Raw genomic sequence first — 19,482 nt, forward strand, 5'->3', positions numbered from 1 at the left:
CTCAGTCGTCGATGGCCGCGTACGCGGAGGTCCAGAAGTCCTGGAACACCCGTGGCGGTCGCGGCGACGTCATCGCGGCCTGGGTGAACAGGACGCCCACGAGATCCTCGGACGGATCGGCGCAGGCCGTCGTGCCCAGCCCTCCGGTCCAGCCGAAGCGGCCCGGCCGCGTCGCCAGGTCGTCGCGGCCCCCGTCCACCGCGATGCCGAACCCCCAGCCCCCCGAGCCCAAGAACACCTCGCTGCCCGCCTTCTGCTCCGGCGTGAGGTGGTCGGTGGTCATCAGCTCCACCGCCGGCCGGGACAGGATGCGGGTGCCACCGTCGTGCCGGCCCTTGTTCAGCAGCATCCGGCAGAACGCCAGGTAGTCGTCCACGGTCGAGAGCAGGCCCGGTCCGCCGCCGCCGGAGGGGAAGGCCGGCGGGCGGTCCCACGCGTCGTCGCGCGGGTCGGAGCGGCGGACCAGCGCGCCGGTCCGCGGATCGGTCGTGTAGCTCGCCGCCAGCCGGCCGAGTTTTCCGGCGGGCAGGTGGTAGCCGGTGTCGTCCATGCCGAGCGGCGCGAAGACGCGCTCGCGCAGGAACTCCCCCAGCGGCCGGCCGGCGGCACGCGCGATCAGCACCCCGAGCACGTCGGCCGACGTGTGGTACATCCACGTCGTGCCCGGCTGGTGTGCGAGCGGCAGCGTGCCGAGCCGCTTGATCCATTCGTCGGGGTCCACGGACGGCCCCTCCGGGCCGCTGTCCACCCCGGTCTCGGCGAGGGCGCGCTGGATCGGGTACGTCCCCGGCGGGGCGAAGATCGCACCGAGCCCGAGCCGGAACGTCATCAGGTCGCGTACGGTGATCGGCCGTTCGGCGGGCACGGTGTCATCCAGCGGACCGTCGACCCGCCGCAGGACACGGCGGTCGGCCAGCTCCGGCAGCAGGTCGTCCACCGGATCGTCCAGGCGCAGCCGGCACTCCTCGATGAGGATGAGGCCGGCCACGGCGACGACCGGCTTGGTCAGTGACGCGATGCGGAAGATCGTGTCGCGCCCCATCGGCGTGTCGCCACCGAGCTCGGTCGTGCCGAGCGCGATCACGTGCGTCTCCCCGCGCCGGTGCACCAGCGCGACCAGCCCGGGCACCTCGGCGCGCTCGACCGCGCGCCCGAGCACCTCCCGCATCCGGTCCAGCCCCGTACGGGACAGCCCTGGCGAAACACCCATCTCGGTCCTCCTCGGTCCGGCCTTCGCCCCTTCAGACCTCCCGGCGCACCGGAACTCATCGGCGCGCGGCCGGAAACGAAGGATCAGCCGGCGGGAGCCAGGGTGACGTCGACGGAGAAGCCCTCCTCCGGCGCCGCCTCCAGATGCAGATCCGCGATGCGGCCGGCGGCGCGCAGGTCGGCCTGGGCCAGCTTGCCCACGTCGGTGCCGCGGACCTCGGCGCGCTCGACCTCGGCCCGCATGGAGACCTTCGCCGCGGACTTGGCCCGCCGGACCTGGCGGAGGACGTCGGAGGTGGCGGCCAGCACCGCGGGGTCACCGCCCCCGGGCAGCTCGTCCTCGGCCGGCCACGCGGCGCGGTGCACCGAACCCTCCCGCCACCACGACCAGACCTCCTCGGTGACGAACGGCAGGACCGGCGCGAACAGCCGGAGCACGACCGACAGCGCCGTGCGCAGCGCCGCGCGGGCCGACGCCGCCGCGGCCGGGTCGTCGTCCGCCTCGCCGTACGCGCGGGCCTTGACCAGCTCCAGGTAGTCGTCGCAGAGGTTCCAGAAGAACCGCTCGGTGCGCTCCAGCGCGCGGGTGTAGTCGTTGGCCTCGAACGCGGCCGTGGCCTCGCGGACGACCTCGGCGAGGGTGGCGAGCATCGACAGGTCGAGCGGCTCGGTGACCGGCGTGCCCGCCGGAACCTCGCCCAGCCCCAGCACGAACTTGGAGGCGTTGAGGATCTTGATGGCCAGCCGCCGGCCGACCTTGATCTGGCCGGTGTCGAAGGCGGTGTCGGTGCCGAGCCGCCCGCTGGCCGCCCAGTAGCGCACCGCGTCGGAGCCGTGCTGGGTCAGCAGGTCCATCGGCGTGACGACGTTGCCCTTGGACTTGGACATCTTCTTGCGGTCCGGGTCGAGGATCCAGCCGGACAGCGCGGTGCCGGCCCACGGCAGCGAGTCGTGCTCGAGGTGCGCCCGCACCACCGTGGAGAACAGCCAGGTGCGGATGATGTCGTGCGCCTGGGGCCGCAGGTCGTACGGGAAGACGGCCGCGAACAGGTCGGGGTCGCGCTCCCAGCCGCCGGCGATCTGCGGGGTCAGCGAGGAGGTCGCCCAGGTGTCCATGACGTCCGGGTCGCCGATGAAGCCCTCGGGCTTGCCGCGCTGGTCCTCGGTGTAGCCGGGCGGCACGTCGGAGGAGGGGTCGACCGGCAGGGTGTCCTCCGCCGGGATGATCGGCGCGGAGTGGACCGGCTCGCCGTCGGCGTCGAGCGGGTACCAGACCGGGATCGGCACGCCGAAGAACCGCTGCCGCGAGATCAGCCAGTCGCCCGCGAGGCCCTCGACCCAGTTGTCGTAGCGGGCCTTCATGTACTGCGGGTACCAGGTCAGCTCGGCGCCGCGCGCCAGGAGCCGCTCGCGCAGCGACGCGTCGCGCCCGCCGTTGCGGATGTACCACTGGCGGGTGGTGACGATCTCGAGCGGTTTGGTGCCCTTCTCGTAGAACTTGACCGGCCGGCTGATCGGCCGGGGCTCGCCGTCCAGGTCGCCGGACTCGCGCAGCAGCTCGACCACCCGCTCGCGGGCCGAGTGGACCGTCTTGCCCGCCAGCTCGGTGTACGGGCCGGGGGCGACGCCCTCGGGCGGCTCGGGCTGGAGGCGGCCGTTCCAGTCGAGGACGGCCCGGGTCGGGAGGTTCAGCTCGCGCCACCAGGTCACGTCGGTGAGGTCGCCGAACGTGCAGATCATCGCGATGCCCGAGCCCTTGTCCGGCTCGGCGAGGTGGTGGGCGACGACGGGCACCTCGACGCCGAACAGCGGGGTGCGCACGGTGGTGCCGACCAGCTCGCGGTAGCGCTCGTCGTCGGGATGGGCCACCAGCGCGACGCAGGCGGGCAGGAGCTCGGGCCGGGTGGTCTCGATGTAAACCGGCCGGCCGCCGGCGTGGAAGCGGATGCGGTGGAAGGCGCCCGGCTGCTCGCGGTCCTCCAGCTCGGCCTGGGCCACCGCCGTACGGAACGTGACGTCCCACAGGGTCGGCGCCTCGGCGACGTACGCCTCGCCGCGCGCGAGGTTGCGCAGGAAGGCCCGCTGGGCCGTCGCGCGGGACTCGTCGCCGATCGTGGTGTAGAGCAGCGACCAGTCCACCGAGAGCCCGACGCGGCGCCAGACGTCCTCGAAGGCCTTCTCGTCGATCTCGGTGAGCCGGTTGCACAGCTCGACGAAGTTGCGCCGCGAGACCGGGATCTGCTTTCCGGGCTTGTCCGGGGGCTCGAACGACGGGTCGTACGGCAGCGAGGGATCACAGCGCACGCCGAAGTAGTTCTGCACGCGGCGCTCGGTGGGCAGTCCGTTGTCGTCCCAGCCGATCGGGTAGAAGACCTCACGGCCGCGCATGCGCTGGAAGCGGGCGATCGCGTCGGTGTGGGTGTAGGAGAAGACGTGACCGACGTGCAGTGAGCCGCTGACGGTCGGCGGCGGGGTGTCGATCGAGTAGATCTCCGCACGCCGCTTCGAGCGGTCGAAGCGGTAGACGCCGCTCTCGTCCCAGAGGTCTACCCACTTGGCCTCGAGTCCGTCGAGGGTGGGTTTCTCCGGTGGACGCGGCTTTTCTGTCATGCCGCCAATGGTATTGGCCGACCACGGCAGGTCCGACGTCATTATGTTGATCGTCTGTGAGAGGCTCGGAGCTGACACCGGCCGGTGGAACACTGAGAGGGACGGGTATGGCGGACAAGGGCGATCTGGGCTGGCGGCTGCTGGCCGGCGCGGCGGCTTTCGGCGCGGGCTTCGTGGCCCGGAAGACGATCACGATCGGCTGGAAGCAGATCACCGGTAAGGAGCCGCCGACCAACCCCGAGTCGCCGGAGGTCGCGCTGGCGGAGGCGATCGGCTGGGCCGTCGTCACCGGCGTCGGCATGGAGGTCGCGCGGCTGCTGGCGACGCGCGCCGCGGCCAAGCGCTGGCACAGCAGCACCGGCGAGCTGCCCGCCGCCCTGCGAAGCGCCGCCGACAAGGTCAAGAAGGCCTGACGGCCAGGGTCCGGGCGTCGCGTCGCAAAGCGGAGCAGGGAGTCGGCCCGGGTTCGGACCGGGGCTAGCGTCCGCCTTCGATGGACGGGCGGTGCACCTGTTCGACGTGGCGGCCGCGCAGGTCGTCGCGGATCTTCTCGGCCAGCCGCTTGGTCGCCGCGTTGTTGAGCGCCCCGCCCGCGACGGCGCCGGTCAGGAACGGACCGAGAGTCGTGAAGTGACGGCCGAACACGCGGAGCAGGCGTTTGCGCAGGCCGGCCTTTGCCGCCACGCCGAGCGCGGCCGTCACGCTGCCCGGCTGCATCGGGTCGAAGCCCCGCTGCTGCGCCCACAGCTGCAGGAAGACCATGCCGCGGGCGGTGCCGGTGCCGGGGACCTGGACGCCGTAGACCTCGTGCAGCTCCGCGATGAGCTTGACCTCGATCGTCGCGACGACCACGGTTTCGGCCACGATCTGCGCCGGCGCGCTCAGCAGGAGCGGAGGCGCGGCGAACTGGATCGCGGCGAGCGCTCCGCCCGCGGCGCCCACGCCGGTCGTGGCCCGCTGCGCGGCGCGTACGAGTGAGTCGGCCAGGGCCTCGCCCCGCAGGCCGTCGTGGTGGCGGCTCAGCGTCTCGAGATCGCGCACGGGAACGTGCGGAGCGATCTCCATGAAGGTGTCGGTGAGCCACCGTCCCCGTCCGACGCCCGCGGCCCCTGCCCGGCGCGCGCTCGCGGCCATCAGGCGCGCGATGCGTCCGAGCAGGCGGCCGCGGGTCTCGCGGTCCATGTCATCCTCGGCGGACAACCGGCCGACCAGCTCCGCCATCTCATGGCCGAGCCGGTCGTCTCCGTCCCCCCAGCGGGCGACCTCCCTCTCCGGTCCCTCCGACACCACCGCTCCCGGCCTCAGGCCGCGCACTCACGGCAGATCAACTGGCCGTTCTTCTCCTCGGCCAGCTGGCTGCGGTGGTGCACGAGGAAGCAGCGGGCGCAGGTGAACTCATCCGCCTGCCGAGGCAGGACGCGAAGGCTGAGCTCCTCGTTCGAAAGGTCGGCACCTGGCAGTTCAGTGACCTCACCGGCGTCCAGATCCTCGTCGATGACACCCGTGCTCTTGTCAGCCCGGCGCGCCTGCAGCTCCTGCAGGCTGTCCTCGTTGAGGTCGTCGTCGGTCTTACGTGGACTGTCGTAGTCGGTGGCCATCTTCTATCTCCATCCCCCTCGGTCCATAGTTATGCGCCCCGTCGCGCGGGTCTAACGCTTGGGAAGCCCATCTTGTGCCCGATCCGGGCGGGAAATTCTGTCACGGGATTTGCCCTGCAACACGCAAGCCACGTCGCGTCACACGGCCTCTTCCCTCGCCCGCGCCCGGGGATGTCCGATGTGTCGGACATCACAGCAGCAGGCGGGCGTCAGCTCCCCCTCTCACAACCATGAACCGGATAAGCACGACGTGCGTCACAGGTAACGCGATATCGTTCCCGCCGGGATAGACCTGGCGGGTGCAAAGAATAAGGGTTGTTGGAGGGGGTCACACATGCCGGATGCCGCTCCCCTGGAGCCGGGCGATCCGACCTCGCTGGGGCAGTACCAAGTAGTCGGAAGGCTCGGGGAAGGTGGCCAGGGGGCCGTCTATCTCGGCCGGTCGCGCTCCGGCGACCCTGTCGCGATCAAACTTCTGCACGAGCAGATGAACGCCGACTCGTCTGCCCGTACGAGGTTCGCCCGCGAGGTCGAATCGGCGCAGAAGGTCTCACCTTTCTGTACCGCCCAGGTCCTGGACTATGACCTGCACGGCCGGCCGCCCTACATCATCAGCGAGTTCATCGACGGTCCTCCGCTGTACGACGTGGTCCTGCAGGAGGGCGCCTTCCGCGGCGCCGCCCTGGAGCGCCTCGCGATCGGCACCGCGACCGCGCTCGCCGCGATCCACGAGGCCGGCATCGTCCACCGCGACTTCAAGCCCAACAACGTGCTCCTCGCCTCCGACGGCCCGCGGGTCGTCGACTTCGGCATCGCGCGTTCGGTCAACTCCCAGCAGAGCTCCGTCACCGCCACCGGCATGGTGGTCGGGACCCCCGGATACCTCGCGCCCGAGCAGCTCACGGGCGAGCCCCTGACACCCGCCGTGGACATCTTCGCCTGGGGCGCCACGATGATGTTCGCCGCGACGGGCCACTCGCCGTTCGAGGCCGAGACCCTCCCGGTGATCATCAACCGGATCCTCAACGAGGAGCCGGACCTGTCCCGCCTCACCGGCACGATGCGCGAGCTGGTCGGCGCGGCGCTGGACAAGAACCCCCGGCGCAGGCCGGCCGCGCACCAGCTGCTGCTGCGCCTGCTCGGCCAGGTCGGCGCGACGCCCGGCCCCTCGAGCGACCGCGCGGACCTGCTGGACAAGGGCACGCAGGTCGCGGCCGAGCTGCCGCCTCCGCCGCCGATCGTCCACACGCCACCGCCGCCGCCGCTGGTGAACACCCCGCCCCCGATGATGCCGGGCCCCGCGACGCCGAACCCGCCGATGATGATGCCGGGGCCGCAGACGCCGCCGCCGTGGCAGCAGCAGCGGCAGGCGCCGGCCCCGCAGTTCACACCGCCGCCGCCCCGGCGTAAGAACAAGAACGTCCCGATCTTCATCGGCATCGGCTGCGTGGTGTTCCTGCTGCTCGTCGTGGGCCTGCCGATCGCGCTCGCCGCCGGTTTCCTGTCCAAGACCAAGCACGACCTGTCCACCCTGCCGACCTACAGCCCGTCGCACTACGGTGTGCCGGACTCCTACGTCGGCACGTGGAAGGGCACCGGCACCAACACCGACTCCGGTGCGGACAAGCGGCCGTTCAACATCACGATCACGCTGAACTCCGACTCGCGGATCGGCAAGGCGGACTACGGCAACTGCTCCGGCTCGATGTTCGAGGAGGCCGACAGCTCGACCGACACCAAGGTCGTCTTCAGCCAGACCCTGTTCAACCAGTCCGGCGGCACCTGCCCGACGTCCTCGTACGTGACGATGACGCTGAACGGCTCCTCCATGAACTGGGAGATCAGCAAGACCGAACTCGGAAGCTCGTTCGCGAACGGGACGCTCACCAAGCAGTGACCCTGGGGAGGGACGCCCATGCCGGAGATCGCTCCTCTCCGGGCGAACGACCCCGAGCGGCTCGGCTCCTACCGCCTGACCGGGCGTATCGGCGAGGGCGGTCAGGGGACCGTCTACCTCGGCGAGGACCCGGACGGCGAGCAGGTGGCCGTCAAGCTCCTGCACGCGCAGTTCAGCGGTGACGTGAAGGCGCGAGCCAGGTTCGCCGCGGAACTGGCCAACGCCAAGCGGGTCGCGCCGTTCTGCACGGCGCGCATCATCGACTCCGACGTCGAGGGCGACGCCCCGTACCTGGTGAGCGAGTACATCGAGGGCCCGTCGCTGCGCGAGGTCGTGGACGAGCACGGCCCGCGTTCGGGCGGCGTGCTGCAGCGGCTGGCGATCGGCACGGCGACCGCGCTCGCGGCCATCCACGAGGCCGGCGTGGTCCATCGCGACTTCAAGCCGACGAACGTCCTGCTCGCGGCGGACGGGCCGCGGGTGATCGACTTCGGCATCGCGCGCGCTCTGGACGCCGGCGGCACGCTGACCAGCACGACCGTGGGCACGCCGTCGTACATGTCACCCGAGCAGATCTCCGGTGAGGTCGCCGGGCCGCCCACCGACGTCTTCGCCTGGGCCGGCACGATCGTGTACGCTGCGACGGGGAGCCCCCCGTTCGGCCAGGACTCCATCCCGGCCGTGATGAACCGCATCGTCCACCAGGAGCCGGCCCTCGGCATGCTCATGGGCCCGCTGCGGGACGTCGTGGCGTCGTGCCTGGCCAAGGACCCCCGGCGGCGGCCGACCGCCCAGCAGATGCTGCTCCGGCTGCTCAGCAACGACGGGGTCTCGCTCCCGGGCGCCCACCCGGCTCCCGCCACCGAGGTCCTCAACCAGGGCGCCCAGGTCGCGGCCCAGAACACCGACCCGCCGCCGTGGACGCCGCCGGGCGCCCCGTACGCCGCGTACCCGCCGGGCGGGTACCCACCCGGCCGCGACACGCCACCGCCGTACGGGCCGGGCGCCAATACCCCGCCACCGTACGGCCCGGGTTCCAGCACCCCGCCGCCCTACGGACTGGGCGCCAACCCGCCGCCGTACGGGCCGGGCCACGACACGCCGCCGCCGTACGGGTCTGGGCAGGACACTCCGCCGCCGTACGGGCGGAACGCCGACACGCAGCCCGCCGACCGTCCGCCCGGGCCTGGCACGAACGGTTACACCGACCCCGGCCGCACGCCGCGCCGCCGGACCCGGCCGGGCGTGCTGGCCGCCGCGGGCGCCGCGCTGGTGCTGCTCGCCGCGGCCGGCACGGTCGCGGCCGTCAAGCTCACCGGCGGCGGTCACTCCCCGAACCCCACCCCGACGGCCGCCGGGAAGGTCGGCGGAACGTTCCGAATGGCGCTGTCGCCGCCGGAGTACATCGACCCGTCGAACGCCATCACCACGGCCGACTTCTTCGTCGTGGAGAACCTCTACACCGGGCTGGGCCGGATCAGGCCGGACGGCTCGGTCGTCCGTGCGCTCGCCGGCCAGGTCACCTCGGATCCGGCGTGCGAGCAGTGGAAGTTCGTCATCCGCTCGGGCACGACGTTCAGCAACGGCGAGCCCGTCGACGCCGCCGCGTTCGCGCGGAGCTGGAACCGCACCGCCGGCAACAAGACCGGCGGCGAGGGCTACCTGATGAACGACATCCAGGGCTACGCCGACGTGATCGCGGGCAAGGCGCAGACGATGTCGGGCGTCACGGCGAGCGGGAACGTGCTCCAGGTCAAGTTGACCCGGCCGGACTGCGACTTCGAGAAGCGGGTCGCGGCCCCGGTCTTCGTCCCGATGCCGTCGGCGGCCGGCGACGCGTCCAACGACGGCTACAACCGGATGCCGATCGGGAACGGGCCGTTCAAGATCGGTGCCTACACCCCGAACGCGCGGCTCACGCTCGTACGGAACGGCTCGTACGCGTTCACCAGGCCCAAGCTCGACCAGGTCGACGCGACCTTCGTCTCCGACCTCAGCGTGGCGCTGAGCGGCTTCGACTCCGGCCGGTACGACTGGGCGGAGCTGCAGTCGGCCTCCATCCCGGCCGCCGTCGCCCGCCACTCCTCCGACGGCGAGCTGGTCAAGGGCCCGATCGGCGGTATGACGTTCCTGCTGCCGATCGGCGACAAGGGCGCGATGAAGACCAAGGAGGCGCGCCAGGCGGTGTCGTACGCCCTGGACCGCCAGGCCATCGTCGCCGGCGCCTACCAGGGGATGTATCCGGTCGCGAACTCCATGGTGCCTCCCGCGATCCCGGGCGCGCTGACCAACGGGTGCACGGCGTGCGTCCACGACACGGCGAAGGCCAAGTCACTGGCCAAGCAGGCGGGTCTCGGCCCCGGCGCGTCGGTGACGCTGACGCTCGGCGACAGCAGCTCCTACACGCAGCTCGCCTCGGTGGTGCAGCAGCAGCTGAAGTCGGAGCTGGGCTGGAACGTCAAGCTGCGGAAACTGTCGATCACGAAGTTCTACCAGGACGAGGCGAGCGCCAAGGCCGAGGACCTGTACCCGTTCTCGTGGGTCGCCGACTATCCGTCGGCGGAGAACTTCCTGGACTCGCTCCTGTCGAGCGACTCGATCCAGCGCCGCGACGACGGGTCGGTGGGCGGCAGCAACTACGCGCGCTACAGCAGCACGGCCTTCGACAACGCGATGAAGGCCGCCCGCTCGACGGCCGACGCCGCGCAGCGGACCAGGCAGCTCCAGGCCGCGGAGAAGATCGCGCTCGACGACATGGCGCTGATCCCGCTGTACTCCCATGTGCAGTACCGGGTGGCCAACACCAAGGCCTTCGTGGGCATGGGCTTGGACTCCATCGGCTACCCGGACCTGTCGACGACGGCCCGCAAGTAACCACTCTTCCCCGGCTTGACTCGCGCGGTCAAGGCGCGATAGGAATCAATAGGAAAGCTTACTAATAGCTTTTTCGGGGGCCGTCCGTCCATCCCTCTCCCCGCCAGGAGTGCGACGTGATCCGCCTGTTCACCAAGCTCGCCGCCACCTCGACCAAGTTCGTCTCCCGCAGGGCCGGTTCTTCCCCGGCGGTCCCGGCCAAGCCCTTCGCCGCGAGGGTGGTGCCCGCCGGACTGCTGGCCGGCCTCGCCCTCGCTCCGGCCGTTCTCGCCGTCGGGCCGTCCTCCGCCTCCGCCGCCACGGGCAACTGGCCGTCCGTCTCCCCCTACGTCGACATGGGCGCCTGGCCCACGCCCTCGCTCACCCAGATGTCCCAGGCGTCCGGGATCAAGGGGTTCACCCTCGGCTTCGTGACCGGCGCGGGCTGCAAGGCCAGCTGGTTCAACGCCTACGATCCGCGTACGGCCTGGCAGAAGGACGAGATCGCCGCGCTCCGCTCGGCCGGCGGCGACGTACGGATCTCCTTCGGCGGCGCGTCCGGGATCGAGCTCGCCCAGGCCTGCTCCAGCGTCGACGCGCTCTACACCGAGTACGCCGCGGTCGTGGACGCGTACGGCGCGAACTACGCCGACTTCGACATCGAGGGCGCCGCCACGGCCGACTCCGCGTCGATCTCCCGGCGCTCGCAGGCCCTGGCGCGGCTCAAGCAGACCCATCCGAACCTGAAGATCTCCCTCACCCTGCCGGTGCTGCCCGAGGGGCTGACCGCCGACGGCCTCAACGTCGTGACCTCGGCCAAGAACGCCGGAGCCGGTCCCGACGCCGTGAACGTCATGGCGATGGACTACTACCGCAGCGGGACCGACGACGGCGACGCGGCGACGCAGGCCGCCCAGTCCACGCACGACCAGCTCAAGACGATCTTCACCGGGAAGTCCGACGCGCAGATCTGGGCGATGGTCGGCGTCACGCCGATGCTCGGCAAGAACGACGACGGCAGCGTCTTCGACCAGAACGACGCACGGCAGCTCGTGTCCTTCGCCAAGCAGCACCACGTCGGCACGCTGGGGTTCTGGGAGGAGACCCGGGACCGTAACGCCTGCAACGGCGCGCTCTACCAGTGCACGAACATCACGCAGCAGCCGTACGAGTTCTCGAAGATCTTCGCCGCCTACACCGGTTGACCCCGCACTCCCGTGACCGCGTGGTGCCACTCGGGGGGCGTCACGCGGTCACGGGCCTGGAAACCTCAGGCCTTCGGCAGGCGTACGGTCACGATCAGGCCGCCGCCCTCGCGCGGCGTGGCCACGACGGTGCCGCCGTGCGCGGCGGCGACCGAGCGCACGATCGACAGGCCCAGGCCGGCGCCCTTGGAGGACTCGATCCGGTCGGTGTTGAGGCGGCGGAAGGGTTCGAAGAGGCTCTGCACCTCGTACGCGGGCACCACCGGACCGGTGTTCTCCACCTGGCAGGTGGCCCAGCCGTCGAGAACCCCGGTGCGGACGACGACCATGCCGTCGTCGGCGTTGTAGCGGACCGCGTTGTCGATCAGGTTCGAGACGAGATGTTCGAGCAGGACCGGGTCGCCCATGGTGGGCCCGGAGGTGAGCTCGGTGACGATCTCGACGTCCGGCCGGTCCTCGCGCACGGAGGTCTTCAGCACCATCGTGGCGACGTCGCTCAGGTCGACGGCGGTGCGCGTGGTCAGCTCGCGCTCGCTGCGGGCCAGCAGGAGCAGCCCCTCGATCAACCGTTCGTGCCGCGCGTTGTTGGCGAGCAGCGTACGGCCCACGCTGCGCAGGTCCTCCGACGCCTCCGGATCGGTGAGCGCCACCTCGAGCAGGGTGCGATTGATCGCCAGCGGGGTGCGCAGCTCGTGCGAGGCGTTGCCGACGAAGCGGCGTTGCGCGTCGAACGCCTCGTTGAGGCGCTCCAGCATCGCGTCGAAGGTGTCGGCCAGCTCCTTGATCTCGTCTTCGGGGCCCTGCAGGGCGATGCGCTCGTGCAGGGTGCTCTCTGACAGCTTGCGCGCGGTCGCGGTGACCTTCTGCAGCGGGGCGAGCGCCCGGTCCGCCACGAACCAGCCGAGGGCCAGCGCGATGAGCCCCACGCCGATCAGCGCGAACGCGGACTGCGTGATGAGCCGGTGCTGGGCGTTGTCGATGAAGCTCTGCCGGATCGCCTGCTGCTCCTGCTGGGAGATGCCGAACGGGTCGGTGGTGCGGACCTCGATCGGCAGCCCCTCCAGGATGTTGGTCACCAGCACGTACGCGACCGTCAGCAGCAGGAACCCGGCGGCGAAGAAGAGGCCGCCGTACAGCAGCGTCAGGCGGAGGCGCACCGTCATCCGGCGGGTCACGGCGTTCGGCGAGGGGCTCAAAGGCGGTACCCCGCGCCCGGCACGGTCTCGATGACCTGCGGGTCACCGAGCTTCTTGCGAAGCGTCATCATCGTCACGCGTACGACATTGGTGAACGGGTCGATGTTCTCGTCCCAGGCCTTCTCCAGCAGGTGCTCGGCGCTGATCACGGTGCCCTGCCCGCGCATCAGCACCTCCAGGACGGCGAACTCCTTGGGGGTCAGCTCGATCGGCCGCCCGCCGCGCGTGACCACGCGACGCGCCGGGTCGAGGCGCACGTCCGCGCGTTCGAGCACGGGCGGCAGCGGCGGCGCGGAGCGGCGGCCGAGGGCGCGGATGCGGGCGATCAGCTCGGCGAACGCGAACGGTTTGGCCAGGTAGTCGTCGGCGCCGATGGTGAGCCCCTCGACCTTGTCGTCGAGCTCCCCGGCCGCGGTGAGCATGAGCACCCGCGTGCTGGTGCCGTCGGCCACGATGCGGCGGCACACCTCGTCGCCGTGCACCCGCGGCAGGTCGCGGTCGAGCACGACGACGTCGTAGTCGTTGACACTGGTCCGCTCCAGCGCGGCGGCGCCGTCGTACGCGACGTCCACGGCCATCGCCTCACGCCTCAGCCCGGTGGCGATGGTGTCCGCGAGCACGCGTTCGTCCTCGACGACCAGGACCCTCACCTGTATCCACCCCCTTGGACAGCCGCGCGCTGGACCGGCGGTATCTGTTATGTCACACGCGGCGTAAGTGTCCGATAAGCAAGTCCAGGGTATTCGCAGGTTTAGCGGCGACCGTGACATGGGTAGACCGCTCTTCACCTCTTTTTTGAAGGGAGACCGTGTGGGCGAGTTGTCGACGACGATCCACCAGCGTCTGAACGACGCGTACGAGTCGCTACGAGCGGCCCACGACACCGGCGACGATCTCTTGGCCGAGGCCCAGCGGGCCGAGATCGACGATCTTCGCCGTACCGCCGCGAGCCACGGCATCGACGTCCCGCGCTGCGCCTGAGGCGCCCCGAAGGACGAGACCGAGACGGTCCCGGCGAACGGTCATCGGCCGGCGGCCCCAGAGCGGAGGGACCACCGCCGGCGCATTGATCGAACGGGCGCGGCCCCACGTGCACGTGCACATGGGGCCGCGCCCGGAGCCGTCTTACGTGTCCGGCCTGGCCAGGCCGCCGATCGGGCGTCAGTCGCGCTCGGGCCCCAGCGGAACGAGCAGGTCGTGCAGCTCCTCGTACAGGCCCGGCCCGGCCGAGATGGTCATCTCGACGCTCGCCGGCCGACCGTTCAGGCCGCCGATGGCGCCGCCGGCCTCCCGTACGATCAGCCCGCCGGCGGCGATGTCCCATTCGTGCGGTCCGCGTTCGAAGTAGCCGTCGACGCGTCCCGTGGCCACCGAGCACAGGTCGACGGCGGCCGAGCCGGCCCGCCGGATGTCGCGTACGCGGGGCAGCACGCCGAGCAGCACCTCGGCCTGGTGGGCTCGGCGCTGCGCGGAGTAGCCGAAGCCGGTCGCGATGAGGGCGCGCTCCAGCGGCACACCCGCGTTGCACTGGAGCTTCTCGGTGGAGCCGTCGCGGCGGACGAGGTAGGCGCCCTCGCCGCGGGCCGCGGTGTAGAGCTCGCCGCGTGTCGGCACGGCGACGACCCCGGCCACGACCTCGCCGTCGACCTCGGCCGCGATGCTCACCGCCCAGTCGGGCAGGCCGTAGAGGTAGTTGACGGTGCCGTCGATCGGATCGATGATCCAGCGCACGCCGCTGGCGCCCGCCGCGGCACCGCCCTCCTCGCCGAGGAACGCGTCGGCGGGACGCGAGGCGCGGATCCGGTCGATGATGAGCCGCTCGGCCGCCTGGTCCATCTCGGTGACCACGTCGGTCGGACTCGACTTGGTGTGCGCGACCTGAAGGTCGGCCGGGCGCTTGTCGATGAGCATGGTGCCCGCGGCGCCGGCCGTGGTGATCGCGAGTTCGAGCAGGTCGTGCACGTCTCCCCCTGATGGCCCGTCGTACGTGCCCGTCCGCGTGCTCACGCCGGCCTGCGGCAGCAGGTCTCGGCGCACGTGTCCGGACGGGGTCCCAGCGTGCCCAGCGCCGGGCGTTCGGCGCCGTCGCGTTCGAGGAGGAGCTCGCGGACCATCGCGACGAACCGCGGGTGGGTGCCGGCGGTGGCGGCCCGCTCGATCCGCAGCCCGATGCGCGTCGCCAGCTCGGCCGCCTCGACGTCGAGGTCGAACTTGACCTCCATGTGGTCGGAGACGAAGCCGATGGGCACGATCACCGCGGCGCGCGTGCCGCCGGCGCGGAGCTTCTCCAGGTGGTCGCCGACGTCGGGTTCGAGCCAGGGCACCGTGGGCGGCCCGCTGCGGCTCTGGTACACCAGCGCCCAGGGCCGCTCGGGCGCGACCGACGCCGCGACGAGGGCCGACACGTCGTTCAGCTCCTCGACGTAGGCCTCCCGGCCGGGCTGGGCCATCGGCACGCTGTGCGCGGTGAAGACCAGGGACGCCTCGTCGCGCAGGTTCTCGGGGAGGCGCGCGTACGCGGCGCGGGTGTTCTCGATCACCGGCTCGACGAAGCCCGGATGGTTGAAGTAGGTGCGCAGCTTGTCGATCTCGGGCGCGCCGTCGACCTCGGCGCGGGCACGCTCGATGTCCTCGATGTACTGGCGGCAGCAGGAGTAGCCGCTGTAGGCGGAGGTGACGAAGGCCGCCGCCCGGCGTACGCCGTCGGCCTTCATCTCGCGCAGCGTGTCGGCGAGGAACGGCCGCCAGTTGCGGTTGCCCCAGTAGACCGGCACGTCGAGCCCGTGGCCGGTGAGGTCGGCCTCGATCGCGGCCTTCAGGTCGCGGCACTGCTGGTTGATCGGGCTGACGCCGCCGAAGTGGTGGTAGTGCTCGGCCACGGCCTCCAGCCGCGCGCGCGGCACGCCACGGCCACGCGTGACGTTCTCCAGGAACGGCATCACCTCGTCCGGCCCCTCGGGACCGCCGAAGGACAGCAGGAGCAACGCATCGTAGGCCATGCCTCCATCAAACCAGCCGCGCGCGCGTGCCCGCTCCGGGGCTCACGAGAAACGGCGCGCGTAGGAGTGGGCGAGGTTCAGGACCGCGTTCACGTACGCCTGCGAGTGGTTGTAGGCCCAGATCGCCCTGGACAGCGAGCCGCGTCCGGCGCCGTTCGCGCACAGGTACTTGGCGGCGGCGGGCACGGCGTCGAAGGGGTCCATGATGTCGGCCTTGCCGTCACCGTCGCCGTCCACGCCGTACGAGCGCCAGGTGGCCGGCATGAACTGCATGGGTCCGAGCGCTCCGGCGCTGGAGGGCCCGACGTTGCGCCCGTGGTCGCTCTCGATCTGGCCGATGGCCGCCAGCACGGTCCACGACAGGCCCGGGCAGGTGCCCGCGGCCTGCTGGTACAGCTGCAGGTAGCTGGTCGGCCGGCCGCGGGGCGCCTTCTTGTTCGCCTGCGGCTGGTACTGCTTCTCGTGCAGGTTGATGATCTGGCTCTGCGCGCCGACGGCACGGCGCAGCCCGCCCTGCAGGGTGTCGAGGTCGGCGCCGGGGGCGTTGACGAGGAGCCCGATGTCGGGGACCAGGCCGATCCGGCGCCCGGTCGTGCGCCCGACGAGCACGTTGATGCCGGGCAGGCCGAGCGACCCGGCCCCGCCCATCGTCGTCATGAGCTGCGTGCGCCCCTGGATCGCGTACTGCATGCCGGAGCGGAGGCCGAGCTGCCGCTGCACGTCGTCGGAGACGACGAACTGGTCGCGGCCGAGCGCGGTCCACAGCGCGTCGTCGGTGGCGGTGCCGAGCGGTGTCCAGGCGCGGAAGCGGACCGGGTCGACGGCGAACATGTTGGCCTGCCCGCCCTGCAGGCGGACGGCGCCGGCGTCGACGGTGATGACTTCACGGACATGGGCGAGCTTGGACACCTTGGCGAGTTGCCGCTTGCTCACGGGCTGCCCGGAGATGACGAGGAAGTCCGGCGGCACGACGTGCTTGAGCGCGGACGGCTGCTCGGAGGCGGGCACGACGGTGGTGGGGCGCGCCGCCGCGGCCGGGGCGCGTCCCGGCGTGGCCCGCTCGGCCTTGGGCTCGGAGGTCATGACGTACGCCGCACCGCTCGCGACGGTGCCGGTCGCCGCCACCGCGATGGCCACGACCACGGCCGGGACTCCCCGGAGCGCCAAGTGTCTGCGTGCGAAACGTCTCATCGACCATCCCAACGAATGTGCCCGGACGCTAGTTACCCACAATCCGGCCGGTCCCGGCCAGACCCCGCGCCTCATCCCCAACCCGACGGCTTGCCGACCGCACAGTTAACGTGAGTAAATCTCGGATTATGTCCTCACCCAGCCCTGTGTGGCGGAACTGGGCCGGTAACCAGCGCGCCGCCCCCCGCCGCGTCGTCACCCCGCGTTCCGCCGAGGAGGTCGGTGCCGCGGTCACGGCGGCGGCCGACGACGGACTGACCGTCCGCATGGTCGGTACCGGCCACTCCTTCACCGGCGCCGCCGTCACCGAAGGCGTGCTGTTGCGCCCGGAGGGCCTGACCGCCCTGCGCTCGGTCGACGTCGACGCCGGGCTGGTGACCGCGGAGGCGGGCATGACGCTCCGCGCGTTCAACGAGCATCTCGCGGCGCACGGGCTCGCGCTGGCGAACATGGGCGACATCCAGGAACAGACCCTCGCGGGGGCGACGCAGACCGCGACGCACGGCACCGGCCGGGAGGCCGCCGGGCTGGTCTCGCAGATCGCCGGGCTCGAGCTGGTGCTGGCCGACGGCACGACGGTGACCTGCTCGCGCGACGAGCGGGCGGAGCTGTTCGACGCCGCCCGCGCCGGGCTCGGGTCGCTCGGCGTCGTGACGGCGATCACGTGGCACACCGTCCCCGCGTTCGTGCTGGAGGCGCGCGAGGAGCCGATGCGCTGGGAGGCGGTGCTCGAAGGCCTCGACGACCTGGCCGCCGCCAACGAGCACTTCGAGTTCTACTGGTTCCCGCACACCGACGGCTGCCTCACCAAGCGCAACAATCGGGTGGCCGGCCCGGCCGAGCCCCTGCCGGCGTTCCGGCGCTGGCTGGACGATGAATTCCTGTCGAACTCCGTGTTCGGGCTCGCCAACCGGATCGGGTCGCGGTTCCCGGGCGCGATCCCGGCGATCAACGGGATCTCGGCTCGCGCCCTGGGCGCCCGTACGTACCGCGACCGCTCCGACCGCGTCTTCACGAGCCCGCGGCGGGTGCGCTTCAAGGAGCAGGAGTACGCGATCCCGCGCGAGGAGCTCGCCGACGCGTTGCGCGAGGTACGGTCGGTGATCGAGCGGAGCGGCCGACGCATCGGCTTCCCCATCGAGGTGCGCCTGCTGCCGCCGGAGAACCCCTGGCTGTCGATGGCGTACGGGCGCGACAGCGCGTTCCTGGCCTTCCACGTGTTCCACTCGTCCGCTCACGAAGAGTACTTCCGCGACGTGGAGGAGGTGCTCACCGCTCTGGGCGGCCGCCCACACTGGGGCAAGCTGCACACTCGCGACGCGGCGTATCTTGAGGGCGTATATCCCCGTTTCGGGGACTTTCTGGCGCTCCGCGACCGACTCGACCCCGAAAGGCGGTTTGCCAACGCATATACGACTCGTATCTTCGGTAAGTGAGCGGCAGGGGCACCCCCGCGACGGCATCGAACGACATCGCCTGGAAAAGGATGCACAAGAATCGTCAACCCCTCCACCTCGCACCCGGGTGAACAGGCAAGCTGGGACGACGCTGCGGGAACTTGACAGGATCACGTTGCGAGGACGGCGATGTTCGGACATGCCGGGTACGGTGCTGGCGGGCAGGTGCGTCCTGACGAGAGACTCAAGGGACCGGGGGAAGGGCACGCATGCGCCCCGAGCCACGTTGGACAGGGCACGAAAGGACACGCATGCAGGAGCTGCGCCTCGTCGCGGTCAGCGAGGACGGTTCGTACCTCGTCCTGGCCACCGCGGGCCGAGGCACCCGGTTCACGCTGCCCGTCGACGACCGGCTTCGCGCCGCGGTCCGTGGGCACTTCTCCCGCCTCGGCCAGTACGAGATCGAAGTGGAGAGTCCCTTGCGTCCCAAGGAGATCCAGGCTCGCATCCGCGCTGGAGAGACCGCGGAGGAGATCGCCGAGACGGCCGGTATCCCGGTGGAGCGCGTCCGCTGGTTCGAGGGACCGGTCCTGCAAGAACGCGAGTACATGGCGCAGCAGGCCCAGCGCGTGACGATCCGCCGTCAGGGCGAGTCCGCGCCGGCGCCCGCGCTCGGTGAGATCGTCGAGGAGCGCCTCGGCAAGCGCGGCATCGACCTGGAAGAGGTCGAGTGGGACTCCCGCAAGTGCGAGGACTCCACCTGGCGCGTCCGGCTCTCGTTCTCCTACGACGGCCGCCCGTACGCCGCGGAGTGGGCCTACGACCCGCGCCGCCGGCACATCTCCGCCGTCAACGAGGAGGCCGCGCAGCTGTCCTCGCTCGAGCTGGACGACCCGGTGGACGACATCGTCACCCCGTTCGTCCCCCGGCGCGCGATGAAGGTCGTCACCGAGCCCGTACGCGAGGAGGCGCCGCCCGCGCCCATGCCCGCACCGGCCCCCGCGCCGCGGGAAGAACCACCGGTGGCGGAGGAGCCCGCGTTCGTACGCGAGGTGCCGCGGCAGGAGGTGCCACGGCCAGAGCCGGAGGAGCCGCGCGAGACCGGCCTGTCCCGCACGCCGTCGCAGCGCGAGACCGCCCCGGCGCGCGAAGAGACGGCTCCGCGTGAAGTGGCTCCGCGTGAGGTGACGCCGCGTGAGGCGGTGCCGCCGTCGCCGCAGGAGACGCAGCGCGAGACCGCTCGCGAGGCGGCTCCGCCTTCCTCGCCCGCCGAGCCGCGGGAGACGACTCCGGCACGTCCGCGCGAGACGGACCCCGCCGAGCCGCG

The 19,482-nt window shown here is 71.4% G+C and carries 16 protein-coding genes; 7 read left to right on the top strand and 9 right to left on the bottom strand.

The window, feature by feature from the left end; genetic code table 11:
* Position 1: 1 nt before the first annotated feature.
* Together ABEA10_RS41725 and valS are read right to left on the bottom strand one after the other, a co-directional pair.
* Positions 2 to 1,210: a serine hydrolase domain-containing protein gene (locus ABEA10_RS41725; RefSeq protein WP_345473713.1), complete on the bottom strand. Its 1,209-nt coding sequence runs from the start codon at positions 1,208 to 1,210 to the stop codon at positions 2 to 4.
* 83 nt (positions 1,211 to 1,293) lie between these two features.
* Complete coding sequence (gene valS, locus ABEA10_RS41730; protein ID WP_345473715.1) at positions 1,294 to 3,819, bottom strand: valine--tRNA ligase; 2,526 nt, start codon at positions 3,817 to 3,819, stop codon at positions 1,294 to 1,296.
* Positions 3,820 to 3,926: 107 nt separating this feature from the next.
* On the opposite strand from valS, the gene ABEA10_RS41735 reads away from it, so the two are divergent.
* The gene (locus tag ABEA10_RS41735) at positions 3,927 to 4,232 is read left to right on the top strand and encodes a DUF4235 domain-containing protein (RefSeq protein ID WP_329240017.1); all 306 of its coding nucleotides are present in this window, start codon (positions 3,927 to 3,929) and stop codon (positions 4,230 to 4,232) included.
* A 64-nt stretch (positions 4,233 to 4,296) separates the two neighbouring features.
* Here the strand turns inward: ABEA10_RS41735 and ABEA10_RS41740 are convergent, their stop codons facing one another.
* Both ABEA10_RS41740 and ABEA10_RS41745 read right to left on the bottom strand, forming a co-directional pair.
* Positions 4,297 to 5,106 (bottom strand): hypothetical protein, encoded by an 810-nt coding sequence (locus ABEA10_RS41740; RefSeq protein ID WP_345473717.1) that lies wholly within the window; start codon positions 5,104 to 5,106, stop codon positions 4,297 to 4,299.
* A gap of 14 nt (positions 5,107 to 5,120) precedes the next feature.
* Complete coding sequence (locus ABEA10_RS41745) at positions 5,121 to 5,417, bottom strand: DUF4193 domain-containing protein (RefSeq protein WP_329240019.1); 297 nt, start codon at positions 5,415 to 5,417, stop codon at positions 5,121 to 5,123.
* A gap of 334 nt (positions 5,418 to 5,751) precedes the next feature.
* Between ABEA10_RS41745 and ABEA10_RS41750 the strand changes: the two genes are divergently transcribed.
* From ABEA10_RS41750 to ABEA10_RS41760, 3 genes are all read left to right on the top strand, one after another.
* Positions 5,752 to 7,314, top strand: a complete 1,563-nt coding sequence (locus ABEA10_RS41750) for a serine/threonine-protein kinase (RefSeq protein ID WP_345473719.1) — start codon at positions 5,752 to 5,754, stop codon at positions 7,312 to 7,314.
* Between the two features lie 18 nt (positions 7,315 to 7,332).
* The gene (locus tag ABEA10_RS41755) at positions 7,333 to 10,188 is read left to right on the top strand and encodes an ABC transporter substrate-binding protein (protein ID WP_345473721.1); all 2,856 of its coding nucleotides are present in this window, start codon (positions 7,333 to 7,335) and stop codon (positions 10,186 to 10,188) included.
* Between the two features lie 116 nt (positions 10,189 to 10,304).
* Positions 10,305 to 11,372 carry a chitinase gene (locus tag ABEA10_RS41760; protein WP_345473723.1) on the top strand — a complete coding sequence of 356 codons (1,068 nt, stop codon included), beginning with the start codon at positions 10,305 to 10,307 and terminating at the stop codon, positions 11,370 to 11,372.
* A 65-nt stretch (positions 11,373 to 11,437) separates the two neighbouring features.
* Here ABEA10_RS41760 and ABEA10_RS41765 read toward each other — a convergent pair whose 3' ends face one another.
* Positions 11,438 to 12,535 carry a sensor histidine kinase gene (locus tag ABEA10_RS41765; protein ID WP_329240026.1) on the bottom strand — a complete coding sequence of 366 codons (1,098 nt, stop codon included), beginning with the start codon at positions 12,533 to 12,535 and terminating at the stop codon, positions 11,438 to 11,440.
* A 29-nt stretch (positions 12,536 to 12,564) separates the two neighbouring features.
* Positions 12,565 to 13,218, bottom strand: coding sequence for a response regulator transcription factor (locus ABEA10_RS41770; RefSeq protein ID WP_345473725.1), 654 nt, complete (start codon positions 13,216 to 13,218; stop codon positions 12,565 to 12,567).
* A gap of 160 nt (positions 13,219 to 13,378) precedes the next feature.
* On the opposite strand from ABEA10_RS41770, the gene ABEA10_RS41775 reads away from it, so the two are divergent.
* A complete protein-coding gene (locus ABEA10_RS41775) occupies positions 13,379 to 13,549 on the top strand; it encodes a hypothetical protein (RefSeq protein ID WP_329240030.1) in 171 nt (56 codons plus the stop codon).
* A 180-nt stretch (positions 13,550 to 13,729) separates the two neighbouring features.
* Here the strand turns inward: ABEA10_RS41775 and ABEA10_RS41780 are convergent, their stop codons facing one another.
* The 3 genes from ABEA10_RS41780 to ABEA10_RS41790 are packed head-to-tail and all read right to left on the bottom strand — an operon-like array spanning position 13,730 to position 16,758.
* Positions 13,730 to 14,575, bottom strand: a complete 846-nt coding sequence (locus ABEA10_RS41780; RefSeq protein WP_345473728.1) for an inositol monophosphatase family protein — start codon at positions 14,573 to 14,575, stop codon at positions 13,730 to 13,732.
* Positions 14,572 to 15,567 carry a ferrochelatase gene (locus tag ABEA10_RS41785; RefSeq protein ID WP_345473730.1) on the bottom strand — a complete coding sequence of 332 codons (996 nt, stop codon included), beginning with the start codon at positions 15,565 to 15,567 and terminating at the stop codon, positions 14,572 to 14,574. Before ABEA10_RS41785 ends, ABEA10_RS41780 begins: the two co-directional genes overlap by 4 nt.
* Positions 15,568 to 15,609: 42 nt before the next feature.
* Positions 15,610 to 16,758, bottom strand: coding sequence for a lytic transglycosylase domain-containing protein (locus ABEA10_RS41790; RefSeq protein ID WP_345473732.1), 1,149 nt, complete (start codon positions 16,756 to 16,758; stop codon positions 15,610 to 15,612).
* A 128-nt stretch (positions 16,759 to 16,886) separates the two neighbouring features.
* On the opposite strand from ABEA10_RS41790, the gene ABEA10_RS41795 reads away from it, so the two are divergent.
* Both ABEA10_RS41795 and sepH read left to right on the top strand, forming a co-directional pair.
* The gene (locus tag ABEA10_RS41795; protein ID WP_345473734.1) at positions 16,887 to 18,194 is read left to right on the top strand and encodes a D-arabinono-1,4-lactone oxidase; all 1,308 of its coding nucleotides are present in this window, start codon (positions 16,887 to 16,889) and stop codon (positions 18,192 to 18,194) included.
* A 272-nt stretch (positions 18,195 to 18,466) separates the two neighbouring features.
* On the top strand, positions 18,467 to 19,482 hold a 1,016-nt coding region (sepH, locus tag ABEA10_RS41800), incomplete at its 3' end, for a septation protein SepH (RefSeq protein WP_345473736.1).

It is taken from the genome of Actinoallomurus oryzae (assembly GCF_039541955.1).
Lineage (GTDB): Bacteria > Actinomycetota > Actinomycetes > Streptosporangiales > Streptosporangiaceae > Actinoallomurus > Actinoallomurus oryzae.